This window comes from Marinobacter sp. NFXS9 (assembly GCF_040148665.1).
Taxonomy (GTDB): Bacteria; Pseudomonadota; Gammaproteobacteria; order Pseudomonadales; family Oleiphilaceae; genus Marinobacter_A; species Marinobacter_A mangrovi.
On record NZ_JAGDDW010000009.1, the window covers coordinates 130,541 to 145,232 of the forward strand.

Sequence of the window (14,692 nt, forward strand, 5' to 3'; positions counted from 1 at the left end):
CCAGGCATTGAGTCCGGGGGCGTAAGTCTTGAGACATCGAGCCATTTCGCGATACTGGCATCCTGTCTTTCATTGATGACCTGAGATTCCATGGAATTCCTTCGACAACGTCTCGAACAGCAGATCATGGGCCTGAGCGGCCTGGCGCTGGGTGGTATCGACTATGAGTCGCCGGCCGGAGATCCCGGTCTGTTCGGGCCGGACTGCGTATGCTGGCGGGTGCATGCGGACTTTCCGGCCATGCTGTGCGGCGGCATCGGCGCCCTGATGTTGCAGATGCTGCATCCGCTGGCGCTGGCGGGTGTGCTGGACCATTCCAATTTCCGCGAGGACATGATCGGCCGGTTGCGTCGGACCAGCCAGTTTATTGCCGGGACCACCTTTGCCGCCGAAGCCGATGCCCGCCGACTGATCGACCGGGTTCGCAGGATTCATGCGCAAGTGCAGGGCACTGCGCCAGATGGCCGGTCTTACGCGGCAGACGATCCCGACTTGCTGGTCTGGGTTCATGTGGCGGAAGTGCGCAGCTTTCTGGCGGCCTATCTGCGGTATTGCAATCCGGATCTGAGCGGTGAGGAGCAGGACCGCTATTACGACGAAGTGGCGCGGATCGCCGAGGCCCTGGGGGCCATCGACGTGCCCCGTTCACGACAGGCGGTGCAGGGCTACCTCGAGCGCATGCGACCGGAGCTGGTGTTCGACGAGCGAACGGCCGACGTGTTGTCCCTGCTGATGACGGCGCCGGCACCCAACCGGCTCACCCAGCCGGTAGGCCGGGTGATGACCCAGGCCGGGCTCCAGTTGCTGCCGGACTGGGCCCGAACCCTGATCGGCATGAACCTCAGCCCCTGGCGTCACCGGGCCGTGGAGCGCAGCATGAACACCCTGGCGCCGGCCATGCGCTGGTCGCTGCGCAACGGCGCCTCTCACCGGGCACGACGGCGGATGGGCATGGCTGGCTGATAAATACCCCGGCATTTCCTCACGTTTGCTTGACACAGGTCATATTGGAAACCGGCCAGTCGCTCTATCGTTTCCGTTATGGCCACGCTACCTTCACCTCCCAGAAATTCGTCCTATCTCTGGTACGCCCTGATTTTCCTGTTCGGGATGTTGGCTTTACGGGATTACCTACAGGGAAACAGCGACGTCCGGACGATCCCTTACAGCGAGTTCCAGCAGGCACTGGCGGACGGTCAGGTTGCGAGTGTGGTGATCGGCGGTGATCGCATTCGCGGTGAGTACAAGTCCCCTCAGGATGGCGCCTCAAAATTCACGACAATTCCCGTGCCGGCGGATCTGCGTGCCGATCTGGAAAAGGCGGGCGTTGAGTACAGCGCCACCCGGGACCAGACCTGGCTCACCCAGGTGCTCTCCTGGCTCCTGCCCATGGCCTTGTTCCTCGGCGTCTGGCTGTTTGTGATTCGCCGTTTGGCGGGCGGTGCCGGTGGCGGCGGCATGGGCAGTTTCATGCAGGTCGGCAAGAGCCGCGCGAAGATCTACGTGGAAACGGACACCCGCGTGGGCTTCGACGATGTTGCCGGCGTCGACGAAGCCAAGGAAGAACTGCAGGAAATCATCGAGTTCCTGAAAGATCCGAAGCGCTATGGCAGCCTCGGGGCGCATATCCCCAAAGGCGTGCTCCTGGTCGGCCCGCCGGGCACCGGTAAGACGCTGCTGGCCCGGGCCGTAGCGGGCGAGGCGGCGGTGCCGTTTTTCTCCATCAGCGGTTCGGAATTCGTCGAGATGTTTGTCGGTGTCGGCGCGGCCCGTGTCCGGGATCTGTTCGAACAGGCCCGACAGAAAGCCCCGGCCATTATCTTCATCGATGAGCTGGATGCGCTGGGCCGGGCGCGCGGCGCCTTCAATCCGGGCGGCGGTCATGACGAACGGGAGCAGACCCTGAATCAGTTGCTGGTGGAACTGGATGGCTTCGATCCCAGCGAGGGCCTGGTGTTGCTGGCGGCCACCAACCGGCCGGAGATCCTCGATCCGGCGCTGCTGCGGGCGGGTCGTTTCGATCGGCAGGTGCTGGTGGACCGGCCGGACAAGCGGGGGCGCGTGCAGATCCTGAAAGTGCATGCCAAGAAGATCCTGCTGGACCCGCTGGTCTCGCTGGAGCAGGTGGCAGCCCTGACCACCGGCTTCACCGGAGCCGACCTGGCGAACCTGGTCAACGAGGCGGCTCTGTTGGCCACGCGCCGCCGGGCCACGCAGGTGACCATGGAAGATTTTACCCAGGCCATTGAACGGATCGTGGCGGGGCTGGAGAAAAAGAACCGCATCCTCAATGCACGGGAACGTGCCATCGTCGCCCACCATGAAATGGGCCACGCCCTGATGGCGCTGATGCTGCCCGGTGTCGATCCGGTCCACAAAGTGTCGATCATTCCCCGGGGTATTGGCGCCCTGGGCTACACCCTGCAACGGCCTACCGAAGACCGCTTTCTGATGACCCGGGAAGAGCTGGAAAACAAGATCGCCGTCCTGTTGGGTGGGCGCGCCGCTGAGAAGTTGATCTTTGGCCACCTGTCGACCGGCGCCGCGGACGACCTGGCCAAGGCCACCGACATCGCCCGGAGCATGGTGGCCCGCTACGGCATGGACGAGACCCTCGGCTGCGTCACCTACGAGACGGAGCGGCCCAACCTGCTGGGCCAGTACGTGCCGCCGGGCGAGCGCCCGTTCAGCGAACACAGCGCCGAGGCGATCGACGAAGCTGTAAAAACGATCGTCCAGACCGTGTTTGACCGGACCTACGAGGCGTTGTCCAATCACCGAGCCCTGCTGGAAAACTGTGCCCGGGAGTTACTGGCGCACGAGACGCTGGAGACCGATGACCTGGAGCGTCTTACAGCCGAGCTGGGGAACCGGCCGGCCGGGGCGCCATTCGCTGGCGTTCCATCCATCAAAACGCCGGAATAATCGCGCCGATACCGGGCGGTTCCGCCCGTCGAAGCTATACTGGAAGTCAGTCAGGGATGCCTTTGCGAGGCCCACTGTTGCGCATATCCCACGGTTGAAACGGAATGAAACCTGGAGGAAACAGCATGGGCATCTTCTCGTGGATTCTGATGGGCTTGATCGTCGGTGTCCTGGCCAAGTGGATCATGCCGGGCAAAGACCCGGGCGGCATGATCGTCACCATCCTGATTGGCATCGCCGGCGCCTTTGTGGGCGGATTTATCGGCACCCGGGCCGGGATGGGCGACGTTACCGGCTTCAATATCGGCAGTCTCGCGCTGGCCGTGGGCGGTGCCTTGGTGCTGCTGATCGTTTACCGGGTCGTTAAAAGATAGAGCCGGATGACCGGTCAGGGGGAACGCTGATGACTCAGTCCGGCTCGCTGGGTGGCTTTCTGTGGCGCTGGATCTTTGCGCTGGTGCTGGTGTTTGGCACCTTTAATCCGACCGACTATTCCTACATCAGTTGGGCTTTGGGTTCGGCCAGCCAGTTTGGTCCGGCCATGGCCATTGTCGGGCTGATCCAGCTGATTGGCTGGATTGTTTTCCTTCGCGCGACGTTCTTTTCTCTGGGCTGGCTCGGCATTGTGCTGGGGGTGGCGCTGCTGGGTAGCCTCGTCTGGTTACTGGTGGATATGGGGTGGCTAAGCCTGGATTCTGGGCACGCCATGGTCTGGGTTGTCCTGGTGGTCATCTCGCTGCTGCTGGCCTTTGGCATGTCCTGGTCCCATATCCGCCGCCGGCTCAGCGGGCAGGTGGATGTGGATGACGTGGAGGATGGGCGGGGCTGAACCGCTCCGTCGATCCGCCGACGACTAGGACCAGGACGCCGTGATGCCCGCCGCCTGCATTTCCTGCAGTTGAGCCACCATCCAGGGACTGAAGGCCCAGGGCGTGGCGGCAACCGCCGTCAGCAAATCCGTCGGGCGAACCCACTGATGATCCATCACCTCGCTGGGCCGACGGTTAAGGTCACTGACGCAATGCGCGGAAAAGACCGGGCAAAACTCATTTTCGACGATGCCGGAGGCGTCCCGGGCCCGGTACTGGAAGTCCGGCAGCAGGATCGTGACGTCGCGGATCTCGGTGCCCAGTTCGTATCGGCAGCGCCGTTTTACGGCATCGGCAGGCGCCTCATTGGGCAGCGGGTGGCCACAGGCCGAATTCGTCCAAACGCCGGGCCAGGCCACTTTATTCAGGGCTCGTCGGGTCAGTAAGAGCTCACCCTCGTCGTTGAACAGATAGCAGGAAAAGGCGAGATGCAGCGGCGTTTGCGTCGTATGGACCGTCGCCTTGTCTGCGGTTCCGATCGGGCGGTGCTGGCTGTCCAGCAACACCACCTGCTCGTCGTTATCGTTCATGCATGCTCCACAATCGTGTTCTTCCCGGAGGATCCGGCCCTGATTTTCTGACGCGGTCGGTCATCCGATCCCGCTACCATAACCGGCCTGTCACCCGGAGGGTATGGGGGCTTGCCACAGGCTGATTACCCGGCTCCATCGCGGTCATTGAAAACCGGCCGTGTCGAACGCACCGGCCGTCCCCCTATACTGGCCGCACGTATCCGGCAGGAACGGCCATCCGGTGGCGGCTGAGGTACGTAATCAGACAAACCACTCCGCTGTTCGGGATAACGTTGTGCAGACCCTTTACTGGTTTACCCGCGATCTTCGCCTTCACGACAACGCGGCCCTGCTTGCGGCGTCCAGGTCCGGCACGTTGCTGTGTGTCTACGTGGTGGATCCGCGCTGGTTCACTCCTTCCCGATGGGGCAGTCGGCCAATGGGCGACCACCGGTGGCGTTTCCTGTGGCAGAGCCTGATGGCCCTGGAGCGCAACCTGCGGCCTTTGGGCCAGCGTCTTCACATCGCCTTTGGCGCACCGGAACAGGTCATCCCCGAGCTGGCGGCGTCTCATGGCATCGAGCAGGTGATTCGTTCACGCCAGCCGGGGACCGAGGAGGCCGACCAGTGGGCGTCCATCCAGGCCACCCTGCCGGATGTGCTGTGCCGGGAGTTCGAGACCCTGGGTTTGATGACGGAAGGGACATTGCCCATGGCGCTGGCGGATTTGCCCGCCACCTTCTCCCGGTTCCGCAAACAGGTGGAAGCGGCCGGCGCCCAGGATAGCGATATCCTGCGCATTCGTACCCTCTCTGCCTTGCCGCCACCGCCGGGGTTTGCCCGTGATAACCGGGGTGATTGCCCGCCCATTGTCGAGCCGCAGCATGCCACGCCGTTCACCGGCGGCGAGTCGGCGGGGCTCGATCGTCTCCAGCACTTCACCTTCGGCATCCACGGCATTGAGCGCTACAAGGAAACCCGCAACGCACTGGACGACTGGGACGCGTCCTCGAAGTTTTCGCCCTGGCTGGCCAACGGCTGCGTGTCGGCCCGGGAAGTGGCGGAAACCATCCGGGAGTACGAGCAGGTGCATACCCGCAATGAATCCACCTACTGGCTCTGGTTCGAGCTGCTCTGGCGTGATTATTTCCACTGGTACGCCCTGAAGCACGGGGCCGACCTGTTTCACCGGGACGGCCCACAGCGCCAGCACCGGCCTTCTGAATTCGATGCGGAACGGTTTGCGGACTGGTGTGGTGGCAACACGGCCTATCCACTGGTCAACGCGGCCATGAACCAGTTACGCGAGACCGGCTACATCAGCAATCGGGCACGCCAGCTGGTGGCCAGTTGTTACGTGAACGAGCTGGGCCTGGACTGGCGTTACGGGGCAGCTTGGTTCGAGCAACAGTTGATCGACTACGACGTGGCCAGCAATTACGGCAACTGGCAGTACCTCGCCGGTGTGGGCGCCGACCCCCGGGGATTGAGACGTTTCAATCTTGATAAGCAGGCGGCGCAGTACGATCCCGACGGGGAGTACGTGGACTTCTGGGCAAACACGGCAGGAGACGTGTGACTGGCCTTCCGGAAGGACAGAAGAGCCCCGGTCGATGGCGGAAATCACGGACCGCCCCGCTCAAGCGATAGCTGGTATTTCAAGGTGTTAGCGGCCAGAATGTGGAGTCGGACGTATCCGGTCCCCGGGAGGCGTCTGGGTTGACTATCCTTCCAGGGGAGTCCCGGCCGCCGAAAGCGCGGTGCAGGGGCTGATTCTTTCTTCCGGCCAGCAAGGAGACCAGGGGCCCATGCTGCACGAACTGGGTTTTGGCGGAATGCTGTTCAGTCCGCTGGTGGTGTTTGCGCCCATTGCGTTTGCGCTGACGCTGCTTGCCCGTCTGGTTCTTCACCAGTTGGACCTGCGCCGGCTGATCTGGAAGGAAGCGTGGTTCGACGTCGGGCTTTTTGTCTGCTTCCTGGCGGCGGTTGTCTTTCTGTACGGAAAATGGACCTGACACATGGGAAAGCTGTTACGTGTAGGGACGACCCTGCTGGTGGTCGCTGTGGCGATTGCCGCCGGCACCTGGGTCTGGAACCACTATCTGTATTCACCCTGGACCCGCGACGGCCGGATTCGCGCGGACGTCATCACCATCGCGCCGGATGTCTCCGGCTGGGTCACGGACCTGGCCGTCAGCAATCACCAGACCGTCAAGAAAGGCGATGTGCTCTTTCACATCGACGACACCCGCTACAAGGCCGCGATCACCGAGGCCAAGGCCAAGGTAGAGCAGCAGCGTATCGCCTGGGAACTGGCCAAGCACCAGTATCAGCGTCGTCAGCAGCTGTCCGGTCGCCAGGCCATCAGCGAAGAGGATCTGGACACCTACCGCATCAACACGGAGTCGGCCAAGGCCGCCTACACTCTGGCGCAGGCCCAGCTCTATGCGGCTCAGATCGACCTGAATCGGACCGAAGTGGTGGCGCCGGAGGACGGCACCATCAGCAACCTGACCCTGCGCGAAGGCAACTACGTGACCCGCGGTAATGCGGTGCTGTCGCTGATTAAATCAGGGTCGTTCTACGTGACCGGTTATTTCGAGGAGACCAAGCTTCAGCTGGTGCACGACGGCCAGAAGGCCCGGATCCGGCTGATGGGCGGTGATCAGACCCTGACCGGCACCGTCAGCAGCATCTCCAAGGGCATTGCCGACAGCAACACCAGCAGCAATAACCAGATGCTCCCGCAGGTGCAGCAGGCCTTCAACTGGGTGCGACTGGCCCAGCGGATTCCGGTGGACATCGCTCTCGATCCGGTGCCGGAGGATGTGCACATCAGTGCCGGCATGACGGTGTCCATCTACCTCGGCGACGAGGAGTAAGAGCCCCATCATGGCGCTTCACCCGGTTCTCGCCCAGTTGCTGATGCCGGAGCGGCGTGCGGTCATCTTCGCCCTCAAGGGGGTGATTTCGATGGCCCTGGCGCTGTTTGTGTCCATGTACCTGCAACTGGACCGACCCTACTGGGCGCTGGTGTCGGCGGTGTTCCTGCAGATTCGCCCCGAAAGCGGCCTGGTGATCGAGAAGGCGATCTGCCAGATCGTCGGGTCGGCGGTGGGCGGCGGGGTCGGCATCCTGATCCTGGCGTTCCTGTCCGCCTATCCGGTGTTGGCGTTGGGGTGCCTGACGTTGTGGATCGGGCTCAATTCCGCAGCGGCGTCCATGGTCCACAGTACCAATTACATCTACGCCTTTGCCATGGCCGGCATGACCGCGGGTCTGGTGGTGATCCTGGTCATGGCCAACGCCAGTGCCGCCGACAGTCAGGCGGTGTTCTCCATTGCCCAGGCCCGCATCAGCGAGATTACCGTGGGCGCCATCTGCGCCATGCTGGTCAGCCAGTTATTGTGGCCGGTGAAGGTGAAGGACAGCCTGCGCGCCCAGGCCCGCTCGGCCATCAACGGTACGCTGGAATACATCACGGTCGAGCTGGATCCCGAGAGCTCCCACGAACAGCGCCACCAGCACGCCGACCAGATCCTGGAAACGCTGGTGGCGGTGAACGACGACTCCAGCGCGGTCGCGTACGAAGGCCCGGAAGGCCCCGGGCGGGGTAGGGCGGCCAGCCTGTTGTGCAACCGGATCCTGTCGCTGGTGGCCGTCACGCAGATTATCGGGCGTTTTCGGCGAAATCATGCGGACCTGGTGTCACCGGCGTTTGCCGAGTTGCTGGCCCTCATGCGCGAGCGGCTCAAGCAGATTGCCGACACCGACAGCTACGAAGAGGGCTATCGACTCGCACAACAACTCCGACGCCAACTGAAACAGCTGCGTGACCAGCAGGAAGGCGAAGAGGCCATCGTTTCCCGGCTCAGCCAGACGTCGCTGGAAATGGTCGGGGATCTGGTGGTCGTGCTGCGCGCCTACAATGCCCTGGAAAACCGAGACCAGACGCTGCTCAATGCGCCTCGGCTGAAAACCCACCGGGACCCGCTGGTGGGTGCGGTCAACGGCTTCCGGACCGCAGCGGTGTTCCTGATCGGGGCCGTTGTCTGGGTCCAGACCGCCAGTCAGGCGGCCATCATGCTGATGATCATGCCCGTGGTGTTTTCGGTGATGTTTTCGCGGTTCTCGCTGGTGGCCCTGTCCTTCATCCTGCAACGGGTGCTGATCGGCGCCATGGTGGCGATTCCCGTGGCGCTGATGTTCGGGCTGGGGTTGTTGTCCCAGAGCAGTGGCGATTTCGAGATTCTGGTGCTGGTCCTCGCCGGGCCGTATTTCGTGGGCCTGCTGGTGCTGGCCAATCGGCCGACGCTGCCTTACGGACTGGGCTTCTGTATACCATTCACCATCATTACCCAACCCAGCAACAACATGACGTTCCATGCCGATACGGCGGTCAGCACCGCGCTGGGGCTGTTCGTGGGGATCAGCGTGCTGTACTGGGTCTTCAAGCTCATCTCGCCGCCGGACAGCCAGCTGTTGCAACGGCGCCTGATCCATGCCACCGCACGGGATCTGCTGGATATCGACCAGCACGACCATCCCGAGAACTGGTTCAACGGCCGGATGGGGGAGCGCCTGTTGCGGATCGCCAATTTCGACCAGGGCACCGGCACCAGCGACCGCTATATGACCGACCTGGGCTTTACCGGCCTCAACCTGGGGCATGTTTCCATCCGCCTGCGCCGGCTGATCCAGAATCACCGTTCGGCCTCGGTCGATCTGCGGCTGCGGGAATGGCAGAAGGCCCTGTCGACAACCTATCTGAAGAGTTCGAAGGGCGAGTTGAATCCGGATTTCCGGAAAGCCAGCGCCAGCCTGCTGCGCGCGGTCGAAGAGGCCGGCGAACCCAACCCGCAGACGGCCATCATCGAGGGCATGTTCGAACGTCTGGCCCTGACGTTTGAGCGCACCGCCCGTACGGTGGCGGAAGCGACCGGTAAGCCGCTTCCCGGCGCATCGGCCCGGAAGCAACAGACCACCTGAAATCAACGGTCCCACCTCCCACGACTCCAACCATACGGCGGGCGATACGCCGTATGGCCCTTGCCTGTTCTGACGATCCCTTTCCCGATTTTGCCTAAGCCCTGTCCATTTGCGTTAACAAAAAATTGATATTGCAAATAATAATAATTAACATTCGCGACTTCGTGTTCGGCCAACGTGTCATCGCTGACAGGGTGGATGGTCGCAACGATCGAGGAGTGAATCGACGAGGATGTAGCGAAATGACAGAAGCGGTAAGGGTAAGAAGGGGTTGGCTGGCTACGGCGGTTGCGGGCCCTCTGTTGGCGAGCGCACCAACCCTGGTGGTTGCGGAGGCGACGGCCGACACGGAGTTGGCTCCTCTTGTGGTGAGTGCCACGCGCAACAAGAGCGTCGAGGGGCAGACGCCGCAGAAGGTGATTGTGATCAGTCGGGAACAGATCGAAGAACAGTTGGCGATCACGGACGACCCGGGCCAGGTGCTCAGCAACCTGATCCCCTCCTATTCACCGAGCCGCCAGAAGCTCTCCAACGCCGGCGAAACGTTCCGTGGCCGATCGGCCCTGTTCATGATCGACGGGGTGCCCCAATCCAATCCGCTGCGGGACAGCGCACGAGACAGCTACACCATTGACCTGAGCATGGTCGACCGGATCGAAGTGATCTACGGGGCCAGCGCCGAGCAGGGTCTGGGCGCGACCGGCGGGATCATCAACTTCGTGACCCGGCGGCCAGAATCCGGCACGTTCAACCAGCAGGCGGGCGTCACGCTGACGACCGATGACGACGTACAGTCGGATGGACAGGGCTACAAGCTGAACTACCAGGCCAGCGGTCAGAAAGGCAACTGGGACTACCTGGCCGGCGCCACGATCCAGGAACGGGGCGTATTCTACGACGGCAACGACGAGCGGATCGGGGTGGCCTATCCCGGTGAAATCCAGAACTCGAGCAGTTATGACCTGCTGGCCAAACTGGGCTACTGGCTGGACGACAACCAGAATGTGACCTTCTTCATCAATCGCTTCGAGCTTGAGGGCAATGGCGATTACGTGCCCGTCCCCGGGGACCGCGACGCCGGCATCCCGACCACGGCCGAAAAAGGCGATTCGGAGGGCGATCCCGGTTACAACAAGGTGACAACAGCACGACTGTCCTATGCCCACGATGACTGGTATGGCAATCGGCTGGATGCCATGTTCTACAGTCAGACTTTTCGGGCACGGTTCGCCACAACGCCCTTTTTCCCGTACCTGGATGGCAACGGCAACACCCGTTACGATCAGACCCGCAACGAATCCGACAAGCTGGGCGGTAAGTTCACCATTAGCCGTGCTGGCATGCTGGACAACCGTCTGAAACTCACCTCCGGTATCGATGTCCTGCAGGACGAGACCACGCAGGTCCTGGTCCACACTGGACGCACCTATGTGCCGGAATCCACCTTCCGCAACTACGCGGTTTTCCTGCAGGGTGACTTCAAATTACTCGACCCGCTGACACTGCACGCCGGCGTTCGACACGAATACGCTGAGCTCAAGGTGGATACCTACCAGACCATCGACCGAAGCAACGTGACGCAGGATAACGTGACGGTCGATGGCGGCAGTCCGGATTTCAACGAGACGCTTTACAATGCCGGCCTGGTCTATCAGATGACCCCCTGGATGCAGCTCTACGGCAACTACTCCGAAGGCTTCGGCATGCCGGATGTGGGGCGGGTGCTGAGAGGCGTGAGTGATCCGGGGCGGGATATTGACACCCTGATTACCCTGCAGCCGATCGTTACGGATAACCGGGAGGTTGGGGCTCGGTTCGACTGGCAAACCTACAGCCTGGAAATCAGCTATTACGAGTCGAATTCAGACTATGGCGAGCGCCTTACTGAAGTGAACGGCACCTGGGTCGGCAGCCGCGAGAAAACGGAAATCAGCGGTGTGGAAATCAGTGGCGAGGCCCGGGTGACCGACGCTCATAGGCTCACCGCAAGCTACGCCCACGCCAAGGGCCGGTCCGACACCGACGGCGACGGCAACGTGGATACGGACCTGACGGGCATCAATATTGCACCGGATACCCTGCGACTGGGCTGGACGGCGACCTGGAACAATCGGCTGTCGACTCGCCTCCAGGCGGCCCACTACTTTGATCGAAACACCGACGACGACCAGCTCGATTTCGACGGGTACAGCCTGTTCGACGCCTCGCTGGCCTATCGTCTACCGGTCGGGCGCGTCAGTTTCGGGATCGAGAATCTGACGAATGAGGACTACTTCACCTATTACTCCCAGGCGGCTCGCGTCAGCGACGAATACTACTTCAAGGGCCGCGGACGGACCTACTCCCTGGGTTACGCCGTCAACTTCTAGCCGTTAAAAAGGGGGAGTGGCATGGCCATGGACGGTCATGCCGGTCCGTTCATCGTTTGAGGCGGTACAGCTGATAGACGAAGTAGGGCGCCCCAACCGCCGCCACAAAGACCCCTGCAGGAAGATCGCGCGGGGCAAACCCCAAACGTCCCACCATATCCGCGCAAAGCAGAATCAGTGCTCCCAGAAAGGCGGTGGTCACCAGTCGTCCCGTGTGCCCTCCACGAACGAGGTTGCGCGCCATATGCGGCGCCACCAACCCGATAAAACTCAACCCTCCCGCCACCGACACGGCGGAACCGGCCAGGGCCACGGCAGACAACAGCATCAGGGGACGATATCCGGAGAGGGACGCGCCCAGTCCGGTCGCCATCGGATCACCCAGGGCCAGCACGTCCAGTTGCCGGGCGCATACCATCGCGACCGGCAGGAAGATCGCCAGCCAGGGGGCGAGACGGATCACGTCGCCCCACTGAGCGGCGTAGAGACTGCCAGTCAGCCAGAGATAGGCGTTCATCGCACTGGCGTCGCCGCTGAATACGAGCATGAATGTGATCAGGGCGCCCAACGCGGACGCCAGGCCGACCCCCACCAGCACCAGCTGCACCGGCGAGGCCCGATGGCCTCCCGTCAGGGCCAGGATCACCAGGGCCACGGCAAACGCGCCGGTAATGGCCGCCAGCGGCAGCAGCGCATCGCCGCGTACCGCCAGATCGAGGGTCAGGACGGCTACGGCCGCTGCGGAGGCGCCGCTGGTGATCCCGATGACGTCCGGGGAGGCCAGCGGGTTGCGTACCAGCCCCTGCAACAGCAAACCCGCCACGCCCAGCGACGCGCCCGCCAGGATGGCCAGGAGCACCCGCGGCAGCCGGATCTCCCCAACGATCAGTGAGAGCCCGCTGTCGTCCGAACCAGCCAGCACGGACGCGACATCGCCCAGCGAGGTGGGGTGGCTGCCCAGGCTGAGGCTGGCGGCAGCGCACCCGATGAGCAGGACAGCCAGAATGCAGACGACGCCCAAGGTACGTCGCGGAATTTTCAGGGACAGGCGGTCATCGCCGCTTCGCAGGATCAGGCTGGGATTCACAGTGACGGGCTCCGGCGGCTGGCAAGGTAGAGAAAAAGGGGCGCGCCGATCAGCGCGGTCATGACGCCCACCGGGATTTCCCGGGGTGGGATGATGAAGCGGGCGGCGGTATCCGCAATCAGCAGCAGGCTGCCACCGAGGCAAAGACAGGCGGGCAGCAACCATCGGTGGTCCCGGCCGAATAGCCCACGCACCAGGTGAGGCACGATCAGTCCCACGAAGCCGATCATTCCGGCCAGCGCCACCGAGGCGCCGGCCAGCACCACCACGATGCCGCCGGTCGCCAGCCGTACAAACCCGGTGGACTGGCCCAGGGCACTGACCATCGCCTCATCCAACCCCAGAATGTTGAGCTGGCGCGTGAGCAGGGCCGTGGCGACGAACGCCAGCAGGAACAGCGGCAAGACGGGACCGATGCTGTCCAACGAGCGGCTGGAGACGGAGCCGGCCAACCAGAACATCACATTCCCGAAACGTTCCTGATTGATGACCAGCAACCCCTGGGCGACGGCGATAAACAGGGCAGTCACGGCAACGCCGGCAAGAACGAGTCGCAAGGGCGCGATGCCGGCGCCCTTGGCGGGCTCCCGCCCCAGCAGGTACACCAGCGAAGCCGCCACGGTGGCGCCGGCGAAGGCGAGTGCCGTCAGCGACCAGGGTGCCTGCAGCGGCAGGAAGGCTGAGCCGACCACCACGAACAGCATGGCGCCGGCGTTGATGCCGAGAATGCCGGGTGAGGCTAGGGCGTTGCGGGTGACGGATTGCATCAGGGCACCGGCCACCGCCAGGCCGGCACCGACCAGCGCAGCGACGATGGCCCGGGGCAAGCGTTCAGTCACGACAATCAGTTGCCCTGTGGAGGCCGGGTCGAAATCCATAATGCTGGCCCTGAGCGTTGCCAGGGAAACGTCATAGTGACCCAGCGCGAGGCTGGCAACGAAACTGGCCAGCAGCAGCAACAGGCTGGCGATCAGTCCGGTGGTCTTGCCGGAAATCGACGTCAGCATTGGGGGCATTCCCGGGAAACGGTATTCGGACTCAGGCCGTAATGATCGTAGAGCTCGTCGAGCATCCGGTTGGCGGCCAGGTAACCGCCACCCATGTTCCAGGTGACCGGATCAACCCGGTAAACCTGGTTCTCGCGCACGGCAGAGAGCTGTTTCCAGAGCGGGTGGGCGGTCCATTGCCGATAGGTGCGCATGACGGCAGGGTCCGACTCGACCATGAAAATGAAGATGGCGTCGGCATCCATGGTCGGGATGCTCTCCTGGCTGGTGAGCTTGATTCCCCAGCCGTCCTGATCCTGGGTCGCCGGGCGATCGAAGCCCAGCTCATCCAGCACGATGCGGGCGAATCCGCCGTAGTAGATGCGGGCATGATCACTGCGAAAGCTGATCACCGAGACCGTCTGGGGCCAGCGATCCCCCAGTTTATTGGCCATCTGACGGCGGAAATCGGCCACGCGCTGCTGCCAGCGGGCGAGCAATCGGTCGGCTTCAGCCTGGTGCTGAGTGGCTTCTCCCATCCGGTGCAGCAGGGCCTTGAAATCGTAGACCTGGTCGGCAATGACGGTGGGTGCCATGCGGGACAACAGGGGGTGGATCAGATGGTGCCGCCCGTAGGCGCCAACGATCAGGTCAGGCCGGAGCCACGCAATCGCCTCCAGGTCCGGCTGCGTCTCCAGGCCCAGAAAGGTCGGTTGACCCAGCCGGGCACGGAGGTAGCGAAAAGCGGGTTGCTGGGTCCAGGATTCCACCACGCCCACGGGCTGTAATCCCAGGGCCAGTGCCGTATCGGTAGCGCCCTGGAACAGGGTGACGATGCGCTTGGGGGTGTCGGCATACGCAACGGGCATCAGGGCAGCCAGCAGACACAGCAGCAGCGGGTGCGCGATTCGTCGGAAACGGGCGGCCGGTCGTTTCGGGATAGGGGGGATCATGA

Annotated in this window: 13 protein-coding genes; 9 read left to right on the forward strand and 4 right to left on the reverse strand. The window is 62.9% G+C overall.

The window, feature by feature from the left end; all coding sequences use genetic code 11:
* Positions 1-90 precede the first annotated feature (90 nt).
* The 4 genes from J3364_RS14985 to J3364_RS15000 all read left to right on the forward strand — a co-directional run bounded on the left by J3364_RS14985 (position 91) and on the right by J3364_RS15000 (position 3,754).
* Entirely contained in the window at positions 91-963 is an 873-nt protein-coding gene (locus tag J3364_RS14985) for an oxygenase MpaB family protein (RefSeq protein WP_349559115.1), read from the forward strand.
* A gap of 78 nt (positions 964-1,041) precedes the next feature.
* Entirely contained in the window at positions 1,042-2,925 is a 1,884-nt protein-coding gene (gene ftsH, locus J3364_RS14990) for an ATP-dependent zinc metalloprotease FtsH (RefSeq protein ID WP_349559116.1), read from the forward strand.
* A 125-nt stretch (positions 2,926-3,050) separates the two neighbouring features.
* Positions 3,051-3,299: a GlsB/YeaQ/YmgE family stress response membrane protein gene (locus J3364_RS14995; protein WP_349559117.1), complete on the forward strand. Its 249-nt coding sequence runs from the start codon at positions 3,051-3,053 to the stop codon at positions 3,297-3,299.
* Positions 3,300-3,328: 29 nt separating this feature from the next.
* Entirely contained in the window at positions 3,329-3,754 is a 426-nt protein-coding gene (locus tag J3364_RS15000; protein WP_349559118.1) for a DUF6524 family protein, read from the forward strand.
* A 24-nt stretch (positions 3,755-3,778) separates the two neighbouring features.
* On the opposite strand, the gene idi is transcribed toward J3364_RS15000, so the two are convergent.
* Positions 3,779-4,324 (reverse strand): isopentenyl-diphosphate Delta-isomerase, encoded by a 546-nt coding sequence (gene idi, locus J3364_RS15005; RefSeq protein ID WP_349559119.1) that lies wholly within the window; start codon positions 4,322-4,324, stop codon positions 3,779-3,781.
* 277 nt (positions 4,325-4,601) lie between these two features.
* On the opposite strand from idi, the gene J3364_RS15010 reads away from it, so the two are divergent.
* From J3364_RS15010 to J3364_RS15030, 5 genes are all read left to right on the forward strand, one after another.
* Positions 4,602-5,885, forward strand: a complete 1,284-nt coding sequence (locus tag J3364_RS15010) for a DASH family cryptochrome (RefSeq protein ID WP_349559120.1) — start codon at positions 4,602-4,604, stop codon at positions 5,883-5,885.
* A gap of 229 nt (positions 5,886-6,114) precedes the next feature.
* A complete protein-coding gene (locus tag J3364_RS15015; protein ID WP_123635667.1) occupies positions 6,115-6,321 on the forward strand; it encodes a DUF1656 domain-containing protein in 207 nt (68 codons plus the stop codon).
* 3 nt (positions 6,322-6,324) lie between these two features.
* Positions 6,325-7,188, forward strand: a complete 864-nt coding sequence (locus J3364_RS15020; RefSeq protein ID WP_349559121.1) for an efflux RND transporter periplasmic adaptor subunit — start codon at positions 6,325-6,327, stop codon at positions 7,186-7,188.
* 10 nt (positions 7,189-7,198) lie between these two features.
* Positions 7,199-9,295, forward strand: coding sequence for an FUSC family protein (locus tag J3364_RS15025; RefSeq protein WP_349559122.1), 2,097 nt, complete (start codon positions 7,199-7,201; stop codon positions 9,293-9,295).
* Positions 9,296-9,597: 302 nt separating this feature from the next.
* Complete coding sequence (locus tag J3364_RS15030) at positions 9,598-11,664, forward strand: TonB-dependent receptor (protein ID WP_349559123.1); 2,067 nt, start codon at positions 9,598-9,600, stop codon at positions 11,662-11,664.
* A 49-nt stretch (positions 11,665-11,713) separates the two neighbouring features.
* On the opposite strand, the gene J3364_RS15035 is transcribed toward J3364_RS15030, so the two are convergent.
* The 3 genes from J3364_RS15035 to J3364_RS15045 are packed head-to-tail and all read right to left on the reverse strand — an operon-like array spanning position 11,714 to position 14,690.
* On the reverse strand, positions 11,714-12,751 hold the full coding sequence (locus tag J3364_RS15035) for a FecCD family ABC transporter permease (protein ID WP_349559124.1): 1,038 nt from the start codon (positions 12,749-12,751) through the stop codon (positions 11,714-11,716).
* Positions 12,748-13,758, reverse strand: coding sequence for a FecCD family ABC transporter permease (locus J3364_RS15040; RefSeq protein WP_349559125.1), 1,011 nt, complete (start codon positions 13,756-13,758; stop codon positions 12,748-12,750). The genes J3364_RS15035 and J3364_RS15040 overlap by 4 nt, the downstream gene beginning before the upstream one ends.
* The gene (locus J3364_RS15045) at positions 13,752-14,690 is read right to left on the reverse strand and encodes an ABC transporter substrate-binding protein (RefSeq protein ID WP_349559126.1); all 939 of its coding nucleotides are present in this window, start codon (positions 14,688-14,690) and stop codon (positions 13,752-13,754) included. The genes J3364_RS15040 and J3364_RS15045 overlap by 7 nt, the downstream gene beginning before the upstream one ends.
* Positions 14,691-14,692: the final 2 nt, after the last annotated feature.